This window comes from Bacillus sp. RC252 (assembly GCF_044909215.1).
Classification (GTDB): Bacteria; Bacillota; Bacilli; order Bacillales; family Bacillaceae_G; genus Bacillus_A; species Bacillus_A mycoides.
On the sequence record NZ_JBIYDV010000008.1, the window covers coordinates 24,651 to 44,843 of the forward strand.

Annotated in this window: 22 protein-coding genes, 2 pseudogenes and 1 riboswitch; of the genes and pseudogenes, 3 read left to right on the top strand and 21 right to left on the bottom strand. The window is 34.8% G+C overall.

Annotation, left to right across the window (positions count from 1 at the left end; genetic code table 11):
* Nucleotides 1-17: 17 nt before the first annotated feature.
* The 12 genes and pseudogenes from ABH960_RS13170 to ABH960_RS13225 form a co-directional block, all read right to left on the bottom strand.
* On the bottom strand, nt 18-191 hold the full coding sequence (locus tag ABH960_RS13170; protein WP_404445641.1) for a hypothetical protein: 174 nt from the start codon (nt 189-191) through the stop codon (nt 18-20).
* A 117-nt stretch (nt 192-308) separates the two neighbouring features.
* Nucleotides 309-2,438 (bottom strand): sigma 54-interacting transcriptional regulator, encoded by a 2,130-nt coding sequence (locus ABH960_RS13175; protein ID WP_404445644.1) that lies wholly within the window; start codon nt 2,436-2,438, stop codon nt 309-311.
* A 144-nt stretch (nt 2,439-2,582) separates the two neighbouring features.
* Entirely contained in the window at nt 2,583-2,831 is a 249-nt protein-coding gene (locus tag ABH960_RS13180; protein ID WP_002011502.1) for a biotin/lipoyl attachment domain-containing protein, read from the bottom strand.
* Nucleotides 2,832-2,858: 27 nt separating this feature from the next.
* Nucleotides 2,859-3,149 carry an SAV0927 family protein gene (locus ABH960_RS13185; RefSeq protein ID WP_000762559.1) on the bottom strand — a complete coding sequence of 97 codons (291 nt, stop codon included), beginning with the start codon at nt 3,147-3,149 and terminating at the stop codon, nt 2,859-2,861.
* Nucleotides 3,150-3,167: 18 nt separating this feature from the next.
* Complete coding sequence (locus tag ABH960_RS13190; protein ID WP_404445979.1) at nt 3,168-4,448, bottom strand: Glu/Leu/Phe/Val family dehydrogenase; 1,281 nt, start codon at nt 4,446-4,448, stop codon at nt 3,168-3,170.
* A 183-nt stretch (nt 4,449-4,631) separates the two neighbouring features.
* Nucleotides 4,632-5,981 carry an APC family permease gene (locus ABH960_RS13195; RefSeq protein ID WP_016093021.1) on the bottom strand — a complete coding sequence of 450 codons (1,350 nt, stop codon included), beginning with the start codon at nt 5,979-5,981 and terminating at the stop codon, nt 4,632-4,634.
* Between the two features lie 422 nt (nt 5,982-6,403).
* A complete protein-coding gene (gene nrdF / locus ABH960_RS13200; protein WP_002011508.1) occupies nt 6,404-7,372 on the bottom strand; it encodes a class 1b ribonucleoside-diphosphate reductase subunit beta in 969 nt (322 codons plus the stop codon).
* Between the two features lie 94 nt (nt 7,373-7,466).
* Nucleotides 7,467-8,852, bottom strand: a pseudogene (locus ABH960_RS13205) (ribonucleoside-diphosphate reductase subunit alpha); the annotation flags it as partial.
* 401 nt (nt 8,853-9,253) lie between these two features.
* Nucleotides 9,254-9,952 (bottom strand): annotated as a pseudogene (locus ABH960_RS13210) (ribonucleotide reductase N-terminal alpha domain-containing protein); the annotation flags it as partial.
* Complete coding sequence (nrdI, locus tag ABH960_RS13215) at nt 9,939-10,298, bottom strand: class Ib ribonucleoside-diphosphate reductase assembly flavoprotein NrdI (RefSeq protein ID WP_105584136.1); 360 nt, start codon at nt 10,296-10,298, stop codon at nt 9,939-9,941. The pseudogene ABH960_RS13210 and the gene nrdI, both read right to left, overlap by 14 nt.
* 478 nt (nt 10,299-10,776) lie before the next feature.
* On the bottom strand, nt 10,777-11,094 hold the full coding sequence (locus ABH960_RS13220) for a hypothetical protein (RefSeq protein ID WP_404445650.1): 318 nt from the start codon (nt 11,092-11,094) through the stop codon (nt 10,777-10,779).
* 25 nt (nt 11,095-11,119) lie between these two features.
* Nucleotides 11,120-11,314, bottom strand: a complete 195-nt coding sequence (locus tag ABH960_RS13225; RefSeq protein ID WP_113936983.1) for an abortive phage infection protein — start codon at nt 11,312-11,314, stop codon at nt 11,120-11,122.
* 261 nt (nt 11,315-11,575) lie between these two features.
* Between ABH960_RS13225 and ABH960_RS13230 the strand changes: the two genes are divergently transcribed.
* Nucleotides 11,576-12,154: a GNAT family N-acetyltransferase gene (locus ABH960_RS13230; RefSeq protein ID WP_404445654.1), complete on the top strand. Its 579-nt coding sequence runs from the start codon at nt 11,576-11,578 to the stop codon at nt 12,152-12,154.
* A gap of 60 nt (nt 12,155-12,214) precedes the next feature.
* On the opposite strand, the gene ABH960_RS13235 is transcribed toward ABH960_RS13230, so the two are convergent.
* Entirely contained in the window at nt 12,215-12,817 is a 603-nt protein-coding gene (locus tag ABH960_RS13235; RefSeq protein WP_404445657.1) for a histidine phosphatase family protein, read from the bottom strand.
* A gap of 81 nt (nt 12,818-12,898) precedes the next feature.
* Nucleotides 12,899-13,057, bottom strand: a complete 159-nt coding sequence (locus ABH960_RS13240; RefSeq protein WP_033706566.1) for a hypothetical protein — start codon at nt 13,055-13,057, stop codon at nt 12,899-12,901.
* A gap of 253 nt (nt 13,058-13,310) precedes the next feature.
* Here ABH960_RS13240 and ABH960_RS13245 point away from each other — a divergent pair, with 253 nt between their 5' ends.
* Nucleotides 13,311-13,496 (top strand): YkvS family protein, encoded by a 186-nt coding sequence (locus tag ABH960_RS13245; protein ID WP_002064385.1) that lies wholly within the window; start codon nt 13,311-13,313, stop codon nt 13,494-13,496.
* A gap of 50 nt (nt 13,497-13,546) precedes the next feature.
* Here the strand turns inward: ABH960_RS13245 and queF are convergent, their stop codons facing one another.
* From queF to queC, 4 genes are read right to left on the bottom strand one after another with little or no spacing between them, the layout of a single operon-like run.
* A complete protein-coding gene (queF, locus tag ABH960_RS13250; protein WP_002086808.1) occupies nt 13,547-14,044 on the bottom strand; it encodes a preQ(1) synthase in 498 nt (165 codons plus the stop codon).
* Nucleotides 14,045-14,062: 18 nt separating this feature from the next.
* Nucleotides 14,063-14,779 (bottom strand): 7-carboxy-7-deazaguanine synthase QueE, encoded by a 717-nt coding sequence (gene queE / locus ABH960_RS13255; RefSeq protein ID WP_002086811.1) that lies wholly within the window; start codon nt 14,777-14,779, stop codon nt 14,063-14,065.
* Nucleotides 14,772-15,263 (bottom strand): 6-carboxytetrahydropterin synthase QueD, encoded by a 492-nt coding sequence (gene queD / locus ABH960_RS13260; RefSeq protein WP_002011526.1) that lies wholly within the window; start codon nt 15,261-15,263, stop codon nt 14,772-14,774. The genes queE and queD overlap by 8 nt, the downstream gene beginning before the upstream one ends.
* The gene (gene queC, locus ABH960_RS13265) at nt 15,263-15,925 is read right to left on the bottom strand and encodes a 7-cyano-7-deazaguanine synthase QueC (RefSeq protein WP_002086813.1); all 663 of its coding nucleotides are present in this window, start codon (nt 15,923-15,925) and stop codon (nt 15,263-15,265) included. The genes queD and queC overlap by 1 nt, the downstream gene beginning before the upstream one ends.
* A gap of 93 nt (nt 15,926-16,018) precedes the next feature.
* A riboswitch (PreQ1 riboswitch) is annotated at nt 16,019-16,062 on the bottom strand.
* A gap of 208 nt (nt 16,063-16,270) precedes the next feature.
* Between queC and ABH960_RS13270 the strand changes: the two genes are divergently transcribed.
* On the top strand, nt 16,271-17,479 hold the full coding sequence (locus tag ABH960_RS13270) for an ATP-binding protein (RefSeq protein ID WP_113936980.1): 1,209 nt from the start codon (nt 16,271-16,273) through the stop codon (nt 17,477-17,479).
* Between the two features lie 9 nt (nt 17,480-17,488).
* Here ABH960_RS13270 and ABH960_RS13275 read toward each other — a convergent pair whose 3' ends face one another.
* The 3 genes from ABH960_RS13275 to ABH960_RS13285 all read right to left on the bottom strand — a co-directional run bounded on the left by ABH960_RS13275 (nt 17,489) and on the right by ABH960_RS13285 (nt 20,073).
* The gene (locus tag ABH960_RS13275; RefSeq protein WP_000038354.1) at nt 17,489-17,605 is read right to left on the bottom strand and encodes a DUF6254 family protein; all 117 of its coding nucleotides are present in this window, start codon (nt 17,603-17,605) and stop codon (nt 17,489-17,491) included.
* A gap of 100 nt (nt 17,606-17,705) precedes the next feature.
* Entirely contained in the window at nt 17,706-18,239 is a 534-nt protein-coding gene (locus ABH960_RS13280) for a DinB family protein (RefSeq protein WP_002030551.1), read from the bottom strand.
* 139 nt (nt 18,240-18,378) lie between these two features.
* On the bottom strand, nt 18,379-20,073 hold the full coding sequence (locus ABH960_RS13285) for a M3 family oligoendopeptidase (protein WP_113936979.1): 1,695 nt from the start codon (nt 20,071-20,073) through the stop codon (nt 18,379-18,381).
* Nucleotides 20,074-20,193 lie beyond the last annotated feature (120 nt).

Here is a 20,193-nt window from a genome sequence, read left to right on the forward strand (position 1 = left end):
ATAAAGTGAAACTTTAATTAGCCCTCACCAATCGGGCATTTACGGACAGCAGGGCTTCCACCTAACTTCTTTGCTCCACCTGAATTTTGAGGTGGGAGTTTTACTGCCCACAAATAGCGGGATAAACTGACTATTTTCTTAAAAACAACAAACATTTTATGCATTTCCGCATACACTATTCCATTTTGCATAAAGTGAAACTTTAATCATTTCCGCTACCGCCTTCACCACTCGGGACTTGAATCCCAGAGAATATGTACATGCTGAGCACACACAAAAAGGAGAAGTCTATGTGACCTTCTCCTTTTTTAGGAATATGAGATGATATCAGCCGCTATCTCTTTTTCACTAACAATCTTTTGATATTTACGACTCACTGAAGATTGGCTGATTCCAAGAGCTTTTGCAGCCTTAGTCGTTGTTTTGTACTGCTTCATTGCAAGTAAAATCAATTGTTCTTCTACAGAATGTAGTGCTTCTTGTAATGGTAATACTCTTGTAATAACTGGTTTTGATTTTTTAAAGTCATAACCAGTTGTTAAAAACTTACTAACAAACTCCGCTTCAATTACTGGATCGTCTGCTGATACTACTAAACGTTCAATCATATTTTGTAATTCACGTACATTTCCTGGCCATGAGTAAAACTCTAGTAAGCTAAGCGCATCTGGAGTTAAATGATAATTTTTATTATATTTTTCATTTAACTGTTGTAAGAAATGAAAGGCAAGTACCGGAACATCTTCCATTCGCTCTCGTAGAGGAGGCACTCGCAACGGAATTACATTTAGCCGATAAAATAAATCTTCACGGAATGTTCCAGATTCGACCATCTTTTCAAGGCTCTTATTTGTAGCAGCAATAATTTGTACATTTATTTTCATAGGTGTTGTACTTCCAATAGGAATTACTTCTTGTTCCTGCAGGACTCTAAGCAATTTTACTTGCAAATGTAAAGGCATTTCTCCAATTTCATCTAAAAATAAAATACCTTGATCCGCCCGCTTAAAATATCCTTCTTTTCCATTTTTATCGGCTCCTGTAAAAGCACCTTTCGTATAACCAAATAGTTCACTTTCTAGCAAAGTTTCTGGAATTGCACCACAATTTAATTTTAAAAATGGCTTTGAAGATCGGTTTCCAAGTTGATGAATTGCCTGAGCAATTACTTCTTTTCCGACGCCAGATTCTCCAGAAATAAGAACATTGGAAGAAAAATCTGCTATTTTTTTAGCTTGGTTAATAATTTGCTCCATTTTCGGACTACAGTAGATAAGCTTCTTAAGAAAACGATCTTTATTTTTAAAGTCATCTAACTCCTTCTTATATTGCTCTGATATCTTCTTTATTTCATGTAATTCCGTCTTCAATCTCGTTGCTTCGGTAATATCCCTGGAGGCAATAATAATACGATGAAGCTCTCCGTTTTCATTAAATACAGGGTTTCCAACTGCTAATATTTTTCTTCCGCTTTTTGTTTCTTGTACAACTGATACCTTTTTTTGTTTTTCCAACACTAATCGCGTAACCGATGGACTAAATAATCCTTTCTTTTCTAGGTCTAAAAGATTTTTTCCTAACAAGTCCTTCAAATTACTCCCCCAAAAATCATTGATAACAGTTTCACTATAACGAATTAATTCCCCTTTATGATTAACAACTAATATTTCATCATAAATGCTAGACAAAATTGCATGTAAATCTTTATTTAAATCCTTTATATATTCAATTTCCATCGCCATGTCCTCGACCATCGGCAAATCTTGCACAATAATAACCATTCCTTCAATACTTTGATCAAAGTTTGGAATTGGACTATAGTCAACTAATACACCCATCTCATTTGTGATTTGTAATTGATTCAAGATCGTTTTTCCCGTTGTAAATACGTTATTAATGTGCTCTTCGTTAAAAATCAGTTTTGCTGGTACATTCATAACTTTTTCAGGAGTCGATTTAATCATCTTCAAACCAGACTCATTGCAATTTACAATTTTCTTTTCACGATCTACTACAAAAATCCCCATTGGAATAGACGTTAAAATAATTTTTAATATATCAACACTCTGATTTTCTTGTTTAAATAGTTCTGCAAAAACATCCTCTCTTCTTATATATCCTGTTAGCTCATCCACTTCATTTTTTACTATGGCAATCGGCGCTCCAATAATTTGAAAAAGAGCTGTTAAAGAAATATCTTTACTAAGATGACATATTGTATCTAGTGAAACAGCATTTGAAAGTAATAGCTTAGAAGTTAATTCCTTACTATTTGATAGCAGATCCTTCACATGAACGTATGCAAATAATTTCTCTCCTCTTTTTAAAAATAGAAACGATTCTTTTATATTTTTAACATCTATATTCCATTCCTTTTCAGATTGATCGATAGGTAGAGAAACTATGGGTCTAATTTTTGTATGAGCGATGGAAAACATTCTGCTATTCCTCCTTTGAACTATTTAATTTGTATTGTATCATTAAAAACAGATTTTTTTAATTAATCTGAAAATAAAACATTTCTTTCTTTATTTAATAAAAAAAGGAAGATGAGTGCCTCCATCTTCCTCATAGTTCTATCATTAATCACTACCACTAACGAAAAGATCTTCTTGAATATAAGCTAATACCATACCTGGAATTACTTTATCTCCCGCTTCTACTTCTAAAGATTGAACTTCTCCACTACATCCCATCTTAATTACTTCCAGTTTACCATTCATATCTTTAATAGCGAATAATGGCTCCCATTCATAAATTCGAGAATCCTTATCGATAGACACTTTTTCAATTATTCCATAACACGGACTCGTAATAATATCATAATACATAATCAATCATCCCTTTCTTTTATTCTATTAATATTGTTCTTCTAACCTTTGTGACTGAAGAATCATATAGAAAAAGCTTTGAAACTCTTCTATGTCCTCTACCTCAATGCCTAACCTTGTTGCCCAATATTGTTCCTCTCCAATATCTTCTTGGCTTAATAAAACCATTCTCCCATTTTGAATTGAGGTAACCATTGCTTTTCCAAGAAACTGTTGCGAATACGTAACAGCTATATCGTAACGATGACTATTCGACACAATACAGTAATAACCGATTTGTTGTCTCTCCACTTCTTCTAATAAAATATCCAGTTTCATTTTAGCCCTCCCTTTAGGTTAAAAATGCAACCAACCTCTTAGGCGCGATGCTTCTACAATCTTGCGAACCCCTTCCATATAAGCAGCAATTTTCATATTTACTCCAAAGCGTTTAGAAGTATCAAGTACGTTAGAAAAACTAGATGTAATTTTCTCCTTTAAACATTGATCAACATATTGCTCTGTCCAGTAATATCCTTGGTTATTTTGACACCATTCAAAATATGAAACAATCACGCCACCAGAGTTTGCTAAAATATCTGGAACAACCAAAATTCCTTTTTCTTCTAACATGGTTATCGCCCCTTTTGTTGTTGGTCCATTTGCAGCCTCAATGATAATCTTACATCCAAGCTTTCCTGCATTATGTTTTGTAATGACTCCTCCAATTGCCGCCGGAATGAGTACATCACATTCTTTTTCTAACAACTCCTGATTAGAAATTATTTTACTAAAGAGATTCGATACTACACCGAAAGAATCTCTGTTTTCTAGTAAATAAGGAACATCTAGACCGTCTGGATTATAAATTCCTCCTATAGCATCTGATACCCCGACTACTTTCACACCAATATCATATAAATATTTTGCCAAATAACCTCCAACATTCCCAAACCCTTGAATAATAACTCGCATATTTTGTAGCGGAATTTGTTTTAACTCACTTACTAACTGAAGTGTATACAATACACCTTTAGAAGTTGCTGTTTCCCGCCCTTGTGATCCTCCTAGCATTAATGGCTTCCCGGTTATAAAGCCTGGAGAGTCAAACTCCCTGATATGGTCATATTCATCTAGCATCCAAGCCATAATTTGCGCATTTGTATACATATCAGGTGCTGGAATATCTTTCGTCGGCCCCACAATTTGACTTACTGCTCTTACATACCCACGACTCAGTAACTCTAGTTCTCTAAAACTCAACTCCTGTGGATTACAAATAATCCCGCCCTTTGCGCCTCCATATGGCAGTCCTGTCACTCCACATTTCAAGCTCATCCAGCCAGCAAGTGCTTTTACTTCTTCTGCCGTAACATCTGGATGAAATCTAATACCACCTTTTGTTGGCCCTGCTGCGTCGTTATGCTGAGCGCGATACCCTTGAAATACCTTTGTTGTTCCATCATCCATTCGAACAGGAATGCTTACTTCTAAAAAACGCATCGGTTTTTTCAGAAATTCGAATACTTCGTCTGGATAACTTAAAAAATGAAGCGCCTCTTTTAATATAGCTTGAAATTCCTCTAAAGGATTTTCAACTTCAACTGTATTTGTATGTTTTTCTGATTGAATCGGCACGATAACACCCCTCTTTATATTTTTACTAATTGTACAAAGCAATAATCGTGCCAAATGAAAATACTACGTTAATCATATCGTGTCATCCCCTTTACTTATGAATCTTTGAATGACTTATGCAATGCTGCATGATTATCAAATATAAAAAAAAGACATCGGAACTTATCCGATGCCTTTTTCTTTTTATATTTCCTGTGCTTCTTCAAAATGCATTTGCGGAGGAGCTGAACGGAACATATTTGTAACATATAGAAGGTACCCAATTCCAATAGCAGCCCAGCAAAGTCCCAAAATAAGTGAATGGATATTGAGATTAAACCATAGTACGGCTACAGTAGCAGCACCCAAAATAGGCATAACTAAGTAATTTAAGAAATCTTTTATCGTCTTATATCTTTTTTTCTTGATTATATAGTAAGAAATTACAGACAAATTAACAAATGTAAATGCAATAAGCGCTCCAAAGTTAATAAGAGATGCTGCTGTTTCTAAATCAATGAATATAGCGAAGAGCGAAATAATTCCTACAAAAATAATATTATATACTGGGGTTCTCCAGCGAGGATGAATGTATCCGAATATTTTCTTCGGAATTACATTATCTCGCCCCATTACGTATAATAACCTGGATACACTTGTTTGAGAAGCTAAACCAGACGCAAGTGTCCCCATAAGGGTTCCTACTAAAAAGAAAGCTTGAAATAATTTCCCGCCAACATATAGCGCAATTTCTGGGGATGCTGATTCTTGATTTTTAAATACAGATGTATCTGGAAACATAGATTGTGTAAAATACGTTGTAGTAATGAATAAAACTCCGCCGATTAAAGCAGTAAGAAAAATAGCTCGAGGAATTGTTTTTTTGGCGTTTGGTGTCTCTTCTGAAAATGTAGTTACTGCATCAAAACCTAAAAATGAGAAACAAAGAATTGTTGCACCTGCAACTAACGGTGATATTTGTATATCTGATTGAAAAAACGGCTGAATGGAAAAAACTTCTCCTGTTCCCTCTCCCGCTAATAAGCCTTTTATAACTAGAAAAACAAATACGGCCATTACTAACACTTGAAATATTACTAAGAACGTATTGAAATTAGCAGTAACATTTACGCTAATCATATTTATTAATGTAACCAGGAGAACAAAGCCAATGACCCATACCCAACTAGGAACACTTGGGAAAAATGCTGACATATAAATTCTCGTTAATAGTGCGTTCACCATTGGTAGAAACAAATAATCCAATAACGCGGACCATCCAACAAGAAACCCAAGCCTTGCACTAATTGTCTTCTGTGTATACGTATAAGCAGATCCTGCGGTAGGAAAAGCCTTTACCATTTTGCCGTAGCTTGCAGCGGTAAACAACATCCCCGCTAATGCAATAAGATAAGCTCCTGGAACATGACCACCCGTTTTTTCAGAAACGATTCCAAATGTATCAAACCCAACCATCGGTGTCATATACCCGACCCCTAGCATAACAATTGACCAAAGCCCTAATGAACGTTTTAAACCAACTACTTTCCCCACCTATCATTCCTCCTACGTTCTCTATCTAATTTCCATTTAAAAATCGACACTCAAAAGGAAGCGTTTTCAAATAACTATATATCACACCGAGTATTACCTCCCTTTTTGTTACTTTTTAAATATTCATGCAATTTTCAAGCCAAAATTTCTAGCATTTGAAAATTCAATACTAGAAAGAACGTATAGGTGGAGTTGGTCCTCATTTCTTCTCATTTTTTATTCATTTTGACATAAGTTATTCAATCTCTCATACGACTAAATATGAAAAATACAACTTTAATCCTTGTTTTTTCATTCTCACTTCCTAAAAAATTGGGCTTTTACAAGATTAAAATATTTCCATGAAATAATAACATTATGTAAACTATTCACAGCAAAAAAGCTGTCTTTTCTATAAAGACAGCTTTTTCTATAACACTATATTAAAAATTGAATACGAAGTCATCGTCTGCTAACTTTTCAACATTCGTTGCTTTTACGTAACCATTTCCTTTTACAGAGAAGAAGTCATGGTTTTTCGTATCTGTACGTAAACCATTTAAAACGATTGGGTTAATTTCTTCTTCCTCAAACTTCGGCTCAAGCCCTAAGTTCATAAGTCCTTTATTCGCATTGTAACGAACGAAACGATTTACATCCTCTACAAGACCGATAGAAGTGTAAATTTCTTCTGTATATGCCAATTCAATTTCATACAGTTCCATTAATAACTCTTGCGTTTCCGTTTGTACTTCTTGTTGCTCTTCTGCAGAAAGTTCTGTGAAGATTTGTTGTGCTAAAATACCAACGAATACGCCGTGAATTGACTCGTCACGAATTATTAGGTTAATAATCTCACCACTTGCCGTCAATTTACCTTGACCTGCTAAGTAAAGTGGATAGAAGAATCCACTATAGAATAAGTAACTTTCTAAGAACACACTTGCTACCATTGCCATGTATAACTCTTTTTTCGTTACTTCAGGCTTTAATAAGCGACGATAGTAACTAGTAACAATACCAGCTTTTTTCTCAAGTAATGGATGGTTATCTACCCATTCAAAAATATCATCAATTTCTTCTTCAGTAGCTAACGTTGTGAAAATATGGCTGTAACTCTTCGCATGTACTTCTTCCATAGCGCCCATGAAAGCTAATACACTTTTCGCTTGTAAATTTTCAAGATGAACAAGTACAAGTGGCATCCCTTCGCCACCTTGTTTCGTATCTAAAAGTGTTAAACCACCTAATACACGCTTATAAGCAATTTGCTCTTCTTTTGATAATTGTGCCCAAGTATTCTTGTCAGAAGACACTGCGATTTCTTCTTCTGTCCAAAACTGAGCGATGTTTTGCTTCCAAAACATTAAACTAAAATCATCTTCTTTTTTGTTCCAGTTTACCGCACGCATTAAATCGCCCCTTCTCTAAATAAACATAAAAAATTGATAACTAAGCATGAGCAGGGTTCAGAAAAACCCTGCTCATAATGTCTCACTTTTTATATTAAACGGTACAAGCCACGCACTCTTCCACGCTTAATTTACGTGTTCTCGTATAATAAAGACTCTTCAAGCCTTTTTTATGTGCATAAATGTAGTAACGTGCTAACTCACGTGTTGAAATATCACTATTAACATAAAGAATAGTACTAATTCCTTGGTCAATATGTTCTTGAACTTCTGCGATTAAATCAATTAATTTAAACTGATTCATATCGTAAGAAGATTTATAGTACCAGAACGTATCTTTTGATAAATACGGCATTGGATAATATGTTGTCGCATTCGCATACGTTCTTGATTCAATTTGACTTACGATTGGCATTACGCTTGAAGTTGCATTTTGAACGTAACTGATCGATTGTGTCGGAGCGATTGCAAGACGATATGAGTTGTATAAACCATTCTTCTGTACTTGCTCTTTTAAACTTGTCCAATCTTCTTTTGTTGGAATATGAATTCCTTCAAATAATTGCTGAACTGTTTCAGTTACTGGGCTGTAATCTGTCGTTTCATACTTTTCAAAGTATGTGCCGTTTGCATAATCAGACTTATCGAAGTCTTTAAATGTTTCGCCTTTTTCTTTAGCGATCTCCATACTTTTCTCAATCGAGTAGTAATTTAACATCATAAAGAATGTACGAGCGAATTCTTTCGCTTCAGCACTTTCATAAGCCATTTTATTTTTTGCTAAATATCCATGTAAGTTCATTGCTCCAAGTCCAACTGAATGAAGCTCATCATTTGCTTTTTTCACAGTTGGGGCATTCGGAATGATCGTCATATCAGAAACAGCTGTTAAAGCTTCCATTCCCGCATGAACTGCTTCACGGATTTCTTTATTTTCCATTACGTTTACGATATTTAACGATCCTAAGTTACAGTTAATATCGCGGCGGATAATGTCTTCTGTACCGTAATCATTTATTTCAGAAGTTTCTTGTAGCTGGAAGATTTCTGTACATAAGTTCGACATCTTCACAGTTCCAATATCCTTCAGTGGATGCTGGTTATTTGCATTTGATTTAAACATTAAGTATGGGTAACCAGACTCCAGCTGAATCATAGCAATTTTAATAAGCATATCACGCGCACTAATATCTAGTGGCTTCTTCTTCACTTCCGGATTACTCATTAATTCATCGTACATTTCGTCGATATCTATATCATCTAAATGTTTTCCGTACTCTTTAAATACTGTATAAGGCGCGAAAACATGGAAAGGTTCGTTTTTCTCAGCAAGCTCAAAGAACTTACTTGGAACGATAATTCCGATTGATAGAGACTGAATACGGCTCTTCTCATCGGCATTTATTTTTTTGGTATCAAGGAATTCAATAATATCCCAATGGAAAATGTTTAAGTATACTGCACCTGCACCTTTTCGTTGCATATTGTTACTCCATATCGTCAAAACGTATGGGGGATAGTCATTTCTGCTACCCTCTCTATATCGCTATAGAGTTCAGACCATATCTTCTTCTCGCCAAATTCTTCATTTAACCATTTATCATATGTTTGATGCACATGAATATGGCATAAACTATAATAACTGTATACACCCTTTGAATTTGGTTGTTTTGAGAAGCCAGGTTCGAGCTACTTAGTCACCTACATAGCCACTTGGTCGTTGAACCTTCTCCTTATCTAATAGATTTAGGAGCTTGGCTGCTGATTTCCTGCAATCTTGGATTTTCAGGGGTCGCTACGTAATTTCTTCGTAGTATCCTACCTCGATATACTCAGGCGTTCCAGCAATTGACCCGGTTTTATAGTTGAGCCATAAAGTTAACCCAACTGATTCGCATATGAAAACGAATCTTCAAGCAATTTCATAACAGGTACTACACCACTTGCGGCGTTATCAATACCTTTAATTTGCTCACCACGTGCGCGTAGCTTAGATAAGTTTAAAGCTACTCCACCACCGATTTTCGATAATTGCATTGCAGTATTAATGTTAAAGCCGATTGAATTTAAGCTATCATCCATCTCTAACAAGAAACAAGACACCATTTCTCCTCTTCTGCTTCGTCCCGCATTTAAAAAGGTTGGTGTCGCTGGTTGGTAGTTTTGTTTTACAATCATGCTTGCGAAGTGTTTTGCCTTCGCAACATCACCGCGTCCTAAGTATAATGAAACAATTGCTACACGATCTTCATAGCTTTCTAAGTATTGTTTTTGATCATTCGTTTTTAACGCATAATCTTTATAGAACTTAGATGCTGCCATATAAGATTGGAACTCGAAGTTTTCACCATAAGCGATGTTATAAACTCCTTCTACTTCCTCCAAGCTATACTCGTCCAGAACGTTGTAATAGTAATCATGTTCTTTCATATACTCCATTCGCTCTGCCACGCTATTAAAATGAACGGTATTCTCTCTAGCTTCTTCCATAAAGACTTCTAATGCCTCTTTATCTTTATGAAGCTGATAAAAACCGTCCTGCATTTGCGTGATTTCATTATTCAGTTCAATGTGTCGCAATCTCCCGCACCCTTTCTTTAAAATATTCTACATCATTATTTGTTCCAGATAACTCAAATTTTGATACAATAGGCACTTCATATTTAGTAGAAATTTTGTCAGCACTTGCACCAAACATGTCTCCCCAATTACGATTGCCACTTGCAGATACGCCTTTTAATTTTTCATTATTGCGTTCTAAAAAGTCTAAAACACGTTCCGGTACATTGCCAAAACCTGTTGTATACGTAATAAGAATAAAGTCTTCATCTAATACTAGAGCTTCTTCAATTTGAACGGCCGGCATATTTAATTTGTGGATGAAACGCTTCACGTTTCCTGTCATAGAATCATATGCAACTAACATTTCCGACCCTCCCTCTCCAATCTATATTCTCTGTATGTCGTTTCTTGATTTCTCTATATATTGTATTACGTTTCAAAATAAGACACAAGATATATGTATAAATTCTTTCTTTTTTTAACTTTTACTTTTCGACATGACCGTCGATTTTTTTCAATACAAAGACTATGAAACAACATTCTAAAACTCATGTCAATAAAGTGCTTTTCAAAAAACTTGTCAACGAATTTAACCTTATTTTAAAAAAAGTTAACAATATTTTTTGTCATAAAACAGTAAATGCTGGAGTAATATATTTCTCCAGCATCACGCAAAAAAGAACAGACCTTAAACGATAATCTGTTCCAAAAAACGATTACATTTATCAATTTTACTTTATTAAATATTTATACATACTCTTTCGTTCCTCGTTACATACTAAAAGATAACTATTATAGAAAAAGATTATTATTATGGAACTTCAATTTATTTATGAAAAAAATCATTCAGGCTGCTCAATACGCAAAATATCTTTTACAAATATATGATGTGGATTCTCATCTTTATCGAGCATTGTACATACAGGAGCTTCTTCATCAAAGTATACGATCATTCCTTCTACGTACTGATATATATGTTGAACTTGTACAGTTACTTTAATTTCTATTGCTTGCTCATATGCTCTTTTTATTTTCTGAAGCATTTTTGCTGAACATTTTCGTTTCTCTGGATACATAACCATTCCCATAAACCTATTCCCAGCTCTATCTTTCCACATGTAATCCCAATGTGGCAATATGCCTTGTTTAAAATCCCCCATAATTCTCCTCTCCTTTATCTTCTATTTATGAACGTGGTGTTTCTGAATATGTATAAATGACCTGTCCACCGCGCTGTGCGTTCCCGATAATATGTTTAAAATCTTCTCGATTTACAACAACTTCTCTGAACGTATAAAATACATCTTTCGTCGCAACATACTCCTTTATTTCACCATTTTTCAGCTGATCCAAAATTGTATTTGCTAATTGTTCATCCATGTATTTCACCTCTCTGCAATAGTTTATTTTATCGCATCTTCTATAGGTCGACAACGGTAAAATTATCCCGTTACTATTATGTAATTCACTTTCATTATTTTTATATCTATATCACTTTATTATATTCGCACTAAATATCATATACTAACATAGCTACTTCTCTATATCAAACTTTTTGATGCCCTGTATAACAAAGTTCCAAATCACTGTTTGATATTTTATTTTATGCTACAATATACATTTAGAACTAGGAGGGATACTATGATTCGGAAAGCAAAAAAGACAGATGCGGTAGAAGTAGCACCTTTATTGTATAACGCTCTGCACGAAATTGCTGAAAAAATCACAGGTAGCACAGTTGAAGCAAAAGTAATACTAGGACTTGAAACATGGTTCGAAAAAGAAAATAATCGATTGAGCTATGAAAACTGTTTAGTGGCTGAACAAGGTGGAAAGGTAGTTGGGGTTATTGTCGTTTATCACGGTAGTGACGCTGAACAACTTGATGCACCAATCATGCACTACTTAAGAGAACTACATGAAGACGAATCCATTACGTTAGAAAAAGAAGCTGAACTCGATGAGTATTATATTGACACGTTGTCAGTTTCAAGTATGTACAGTGGACGTGGTATTGGCTCTAAATTAATCGATGCAGCTGAACTTCATGCAACTGAAAAAGGACATGAAAAAATCGCCTTACTTGTTAATTTAGAAAACAAACGCGCTTTTTCACTATATGAAAAACTTGGTTACAAAGAAGATAAAACCGTTATGCTCGTCGGTGAACCGTATGCCCATCTAATAAAACCATTACGGTCATTGGTTTCTATATCTTAAAAGGACAATTCTTTTTTACTTGTTATGTAGAGAAAGAGGCTGCCAAAGGGACAGCCTCTTTTAAATTAATTTTGTATTTAATACATTTCCATCCATCGCCTCATGAAATGTATACGTTGTACATCCCCATGGCTTCTTATGGAAAATAGGCGAACCAGACCACCCCATTGCCCTCAGTTCAGTCCCAATCATCGCATTAAAATAACTATGACCTACAAGGGCAATATGTCCATGTACGAGCGCATAGCGGTGCAACATATTAGCGGCTTGCCTTGCTCTTTCTCGTACTTCCTTATAAGACTCAACCTCTTTACTATAACCAACTATCCATCGTGTACGTCCAATAAACATCCATACATTCGGTTTACATTTCAACCATTTTGGAGCATAAAAACTCGTTGGAACTTCAGCTTCCCTAAAAAGAGGATTTTGCACAAAAGATAGGGAATCCAATAACTCAGCCGCTGACTGTACAGCGCGCCTTTGATCACTCGTTACAACCAGTTTCGCTGATTCCATCGCCTCAATTGTTTCAATTGGTATAGGAGTTTCTTTTACTGTAGTCCCTAAATCATATTGCTTCATCCATTCACGAAATGAAATAATTGTCATTGGCTCTATAGTACTGTCCAAACGACCATGACGAATAAAAGAAATTCGCATTCTTTCCACTCCCCATTCATCACTTACGAACTATATTACGTACTATTTCTTATTGCCATCATACCATGCATAAAAAGAAAGTTATATATCCCCACCACTATCATGTGTTATCGAAGTGTGCACACCATCCAGTCCATCAAAATATGTAGTTGTTTCATGATGACGCACTTTCTTCAACTGTATATATGAAAATAAAAATAATAAAATCGCTATAAAGCTCCCCACAACTTCAAACATCATTTTCCATCCCCTAATTCCTCCCACTTTAGTAGGTCATTGTATCTTTTATTATACTCCCGTATAAAGATGTATGCATTTTCATCATTCTTCTCCTAAACAATATTTTTTACATATTTTCTTACAAAAAGTGAATATTTTTCGAATTTTTACTTTGGAAACATTTACAAAGTAGTAAATATAGTTCAAAATAAGAAGAAATAAAAAAGCCCAAATTATTCTTTTTTTGGGAAAACTGGAACAAGGAGAGTTGCTTATGCAGATCGCAGAAACTGGAGATATCATTGAATTTAAAGGTGGAATGCAAGGCCGTGTTCAAAAGGTAAATCAAAACTCCGTTATTGTTGATATAACAATTATGGAGAATTTTAGAGAACTAGATATGGAACCTCTTACAGTTGTAAGCCATAAAAACTATACTGTCATTAATCAACATGCATAATATAATAGAAAGAAAGGATCTGTATATCATACAGATCCTTTCTTTCTATATTAACGATTATCGATCTTTTCTGGATATAAATCGTGATTCATCATGCGGTAGTCTGCCATTTTCTCATACTTAGTTCCTGGGCGGCCGTAGTTACAGTAAGGATCGATTGAAATACCACCACGTGGTGTAAATTTCCCCCATACCTCAATATAGCGTGGATCCATTAATTTAATTAAATCATTCATAATAACGTTCATGCAATCTTCGTGGAAGTCACCATGATTTCGGAAGCTAAATAAATATAGCTTTAAAGATTTACTCTCTACCATTCTTTGTTCTGGAATGTAGCTAATATAAATTGTTGCAAAATCTGGTTGTCCTGTTTTCGGACATAAACTTGTAAATTCAGGACAATTGAATTTTACAAAGTAATCACGATTTGGATGGTTATTATCAAATACCTCTAAAATTTCCGGGCTATATTCAAATAAATATTTTGTATTTTGATTTCCTAATAATGTTACATCTTTTAAATCTTCATCTAATCTTCCTGCCATTTTAAACATCCCTTCTCATTATACCCCTCGTTTATTTCCCCATACTAACGCATGAAGCTGAGGCAGTACTTTCGCATCATTCATTTCTTTACAATTCACAGCTTTTTCAATAAGCCACTCATATTTTTCTAATAGTTTTTTTATAAGCACCGCATCATCCACTGTTTTCGTATCATCATTCCCTACTTGTAAGAAAAATGGTACATTCGGATAACGCTCGTGCATCTTAACTGCATATTCAAAATCTTGATCATCGAATACTACTACTTTTAAACTAAAATCTTTCCCTGCTAGTTTATGAATAACAGAATCTAACATCTGAAAATCTGTTTTCATAGTTGAACTTGGTGGTTTTGGAGAAATCGTTACCTCATCAATTTGAAGCAACCAATCTTGCCATTTACTCCCTTGCGTTTCTACCGCTGTTCGCATTCCATTCTCCTTTAATATAGAAAGAAGAAATTGCATATTTTTCAGCAAAACAGGATTTCCACCCGAAATCGTAACATGAGAAAAATTTTCTCCACCAATTTCTACAAGCTCATTCCAAATGTCTTCCGGTGTCATTTGTTTAATTTGATCTTTGGCCGATCCATCCCATGTAAAAGCAGAATCACACCAAGCACAGCTATAATCACAGCCCGCTGTACGGATAAACATTGTCTTTTGTCCTACAACCATCCCTTCTCCTTGAATGGTTGGGCCAAATATTTCTAAGACGGGGATTTTACTCATCGAGCATCCACTCCCGTCTTACTTCCGCATAACTAGTCGGCGTCTCAAAAAGACGAACAAATTCAACACGAGCTCCCTTATATTCGTTCGCACGATTATCTTTCGTTAATGCTTCTGCCATCTTTTCATAAATCCAAACGACCATATTTTCAGCAGTCGTATTCATTTCTGGCAATGTTTCGTTTAAATAACGATGATCTAAATAAATTTCTATTTCATTTTTCCAAATCTCTTTTATATCTCCAAAGTCAATTGCAAGGCCTATTTCATTTACATATCCGCTAATTCCAAATACGACTTTATATGTGTGTCCATGTAAATTTTTACATTTCCCTTCATAGCAGTGTAAATGGTGCGCTGCGTCAAATGTAAATTCCTTGCTGACCATTACTCTTTTATTATGATATTTGAGTTGTTCACGCTGAATATCCTTGTCCATTTTTTGCAAATTTTCTACGATGCGAAATCCAAAAAAGTTATCCATTAGTTGCTCGCTCCTTCGCGTTCTTGTAGATACGTATCTAATCCCGCTTTACGAAGTTGACATGCTGGACATTCACCGCAACCATCACCAATGATTCCGTTATAACATGTTAATGTTTTTTCTCTAACAAACTCAAATGCTCCAAGTTCATCAGATAGTTTCCATGTCTCTGCTTTATCAATCCACATAAGTGGTGTATGAATAACAAACGGATAATCCATAGATAAATTTAATGTAACGTTTAATGATTTCACAAACACGTCACGACAATCTGGATAACCACTGAAATCAGTTTCACATACACCCGTTACAATATGACGTGCTCCAACTTGTTTTGCTAATACAGCCGCAAATGATAAAAATAGTAAATTTCGTCCATCTACAAATGTTGATGGCAATTCACCTTCTTCATGTGTAATCTCCATATCCGTTCTCGTTAACGCATTTGGAGCAAGTTGATTTAATAGGCTCATATCTAGTATCGTATGTTTAATTCCTAGCTCTTTCGCAATTTCCGCTGCACAATCAATTTCTAATTTATGACGTTGATTGTAGTTAAATGTTACAGCTTCCACTTCTTCAAACTGCTGTATCGCCCAAAATAAACATGTTGTACTATCTTGTCCACCACTAAAAACAACAACTGCTTTTTCTTTTTTCATTTCACTCATTCTCCTTCTCTACTACGAATAAGAAGAAAGAACGTTCTTGAACTGTCACAATAAAAAAACAAAACAATACCTAATGATATTGTTGTTTCCATAGTTTTTTATAGAGGGAGTTCGCGAACCTCTCCCATGCAGTGCACGGAATTTCTTCTTTCATTGACAAAGATTATTGTAACATATTGTATACTACCAGAAAAAATTTCTGATTTTTTCCGCTATTTCGCATTTCATTTATTTCATTTTATAGTATGATTAATTTAATGTTAGAAGAGAGGAGGCATCCCACTGGAACTCTTTATTATTTACCTCTTTTTAAATATATTATCTATTCTCGTTACAATGCTCGTATATCATTTATTTTGGAATCAGAAAGGGAAACGATCTCCTAAATTAAATTCAGCCATATTTATTGTATTGTGTTGCCTCGCTACCATACTATGTATCACTTTCGCAGCAAAAACAAATAATGGTTTTCAGTTCGACATGCGACATATCGTATTAATTGTCGGCACGTTAACGGGAGGGCCTATTGCTGGTGGTTCTATTTTAGCTGTATTAAACATTTATCGCTTTTTATTGGGAGGAATAGGTGCATTTCCATCCTTTATCGCTTCTATTCTCCTATTTATTGTTCTACTATTAACATACAAATTTTTTAATCGAAGTTCTAATCATATAAAAATAACACTTGCTATTTTTTACAGTCTTACTTATGGATTTGGTTGGATACCATTTTTCCTTGCAAGTGTTACAAATGAGGCAGATTATATACCACATATCATTGTGTACGAACTATGTACGATGATTGGTACGATCCTTATTTTATATTTACTACACATATTACAAATGCAAGTTCGTCTCCAAAATGAACTTATGAACGCTGAGAAATTTCATTTAATCGGCGAAATGGCAGCTTCTATCTCTCATGAAATTCGTAATCCTTTAACTGCAACGAAAGGTTTTTTACAACTTTTACAGTCAGATGCATGTTCTGAGAAAGAACGAAAATTATATATCGACATAGCCATTAATGGTATCGAACAAGCAAATCACGTTCTTACAGACTACTTAACTTTTGCAAAACCGAGTATTGAAAAAGAACAACAATTACAAGTAGAGGAAGAATTACTTCATGCGTTGTCTTTGATCACACCTCTCGCCAATTTAGCAAATGTTCGTATAAATTATATAAAACAAAGTACATCTTTCTTTATCGCTGGCGAAAAGCAAAAACTGAACCAATGTTTATTAAATATTTTTAAAAATTGTATTGAGGCTATGCCTACAGGTGGCGACCTTATTCTTACATTAGTTCCAGACCATAAACATATACAATTATATATAAAAGATACAGGAGTTGGTATGGATCAAGAACAAATAAAACGCCTTGGATCACCTTTCTACTCAACGAAAGAAAAAGGGACCGGACTCGGAATGATGGTCGTCTTCAGCGTCATTCAAGCAATGGATGGAAAGATTGATATTATAAGCGAAAAAGGGACAGGTACAACCTTCTTATTAACTTTCCCACTCATACAAAAAACGTGATGAACTTCATCACGTTTTTTCTGTTCCTTCAACTAATTCTGCAAAAGCTTTCACTTTCCCATGTGGCTTTTGATTTTCTTTCCGAGCTTTCCAGGCGCGCTCTTCTTCTCTCTTTTTCTTTGACATGCTTTTCAACTCCTTCTTTTCTCCATGTAGTATTCCAAAATGAGAAAGAAAACTATGCATGAGTAAAAAAGAAAAGAAGCGGTTCCCCACTTCTTTCATTTTAACGCTGTAAAATTGCATGTTTCGCTTCTTTTAGCTGTGTAAGATGTCTTTGTTCGTGTAAATCTAGAAATTGAACCCATTGATATAAATTCAAATCATTAAAAATAGGATGTTTTAATCCATTTTCAAATAATTCTTTTTCATCTATTACACTATGAAGGGCATGTAATAATTCTTGTCGTGAATGTTCAAGTAATTGAATTCCTTGCAGTTTTTTCATTAATGTTTCTGTTGGTTTCATTTGTTGAGGAGCTTCCCTTTTATGTGTACGATCAAGCGTAAGTTGGAGGTCTTTAAATGGAGCAAGTTTTCTTTCTTTTTTTTGCAAAGCATATACAAGGGCAGATGTGACAGACTGTTCAACTAAATGCAAATGATGCAAAATTTGAATAATACTCCATTTATCACGGCGTGGCTTTACATTCACCTCCGTATCATTTAACATTTCAATTTCTGATAACAGCGTGCTTCGTGTAGACTGTAATGAGTGGACTAAAGTTTCTAAACTAACATCCATATTAGATTGAAGCATAGTGCTTTCCCCCCTTTTGTTGGTGAAAAGGGGCGCTCCCCATTAGAAACACCCCTAAAATAATTCTGAATTTTCTTTTATTATCTCATCATTTTTCTATTATGTCGATGTTAAACATAGGAAAAAAGTGCATGTTTTTTTACAATTTTGTGTCGTCAACAGCACGTAACCACGCTTCAATTTCTGTAATTACACTTTTTACACACCCTTCAGCGAATGGTGATGTTAAATTTGCAACCTCTACTAATTCTAAGAATGATTTACTTCCACCTTGTTGACAAAGATTCACATAATCTTCCCAAGCCTCTTGTCTATTATCTCTTGCACGTTTCCAAAATTGCAGTGCACAAATTTGAGCTAACGTGTAGTCAATATAGTAGAAAGGTGAGCTATAAATATGACCTTGACGTTGCCAGAAACCACCACGCTCTAAATAATCATTATCTTCATAATCACGATGTGGTAAATACTTCTTCTCTATGTTACGCCATGCTGACTTACGTTCTGCTGGCGATGCTTCTGGATTTTCATATACATAATGTTGATATTCATCTACAGATACACCGTACGGTAAAAATAGAAGTGCTGAACTTAAGTGTGAGAAATAATATTTATCCGCATCTTCTTCAAAGAATAACTTCATCCATGGCCATGTAAAGAATTCCATACTCATTGAATGGATTTCACACGCTTCATATGTTGGCCAATTATATTCTGGAATTTCATACTTACGACTTTCATATACTTGGAAAGCATGGCCTGCTTCATGTGTTAGCACATCAATGTCACCAGACGTTCCATTAAAGTTTGAGAAGATGAATGGCGCTTTATAATTCTCGATATATGTACAATATCCACCACCAGCTTTTCCTTTTTTCGCAACTAAATCTAATAAATCATTATCGAGCATGAAATTAAAAAATTCATCTGTTTCAGCTGATAATTCTTTATACATCGTTTTCCCGTGATTAATAATCCAATCGGCATCGCCTTTTGGAGTTGGATTACCTGTAGCAAACTCAAAGTTTTCATCATAATAAGCGAGCTTTTCTACACCAATGCGTGCTTTTTGTCTATTTCTTAACTCGGTTGCAACCGGAACGATATAATCTAATACTTGCTGACGATAGTTCGCTACCATTTCAGCATTATAATCTGTACGATACATTCTTGCATATCCTAATTCAACAAAGTTTTTAAAACCAAGTGTTTTTGCGATTTTCGTTCTCACTTTAACAAGCTCATCATAAATGCGATCTAACTCTTCCTCTTTCTCAGCTAAAAATCCGTAGTATGCTTCACTTGCTGCTTTACGTTCACTTCTTTCTTTTCCTTGCATAAATGGAATAAGTTGCGATAACGTTCTTTCTTCTCCTGCAAAGTCAATTTTTGCAGATGCTAATAACTGTGTATATTGTGAAGACAGTTTATTCTCTAATTGTAAATCTTTCACGACTTCATCAGAATATGTTTTCAAATCACACTCCGCAAGAGCAAATAATTGCTTTCCATAATACGCCTCTAATTCTTCGCGGAATGGAGAATGAATTAACGCATTATAATACTTTGTACCATACCCTTGTACAACTGGAGAGAATTCATCAAAGAAATCCTGCTCATCCTTATAAAAGGCATCTGTCGTATCAACAGAATGACGAATGTAACAAAGGTTCCCCATTGTACCAAAATCATTACGAATTTCGTTAATTGAATTGATAACTTGTTTTTGTTCTTCTACAGTTTTTGCGTTATCAAATTTCTCTAAAGCAACAGTAAATTTCCCTTTTAATTCTTCAATATTTGGCCGTTTATATTCATAGTCTTTAAATGACATGAACAAGCCCCCTCTCCGTTATGTATACCTTTACTATAATTCAATACTTATTCCCAAATCCCCTCTTAGTTTTCAACAAAATTCGGCAGCTTCCATCTTGCTTATATGCAAAAAAGCCTT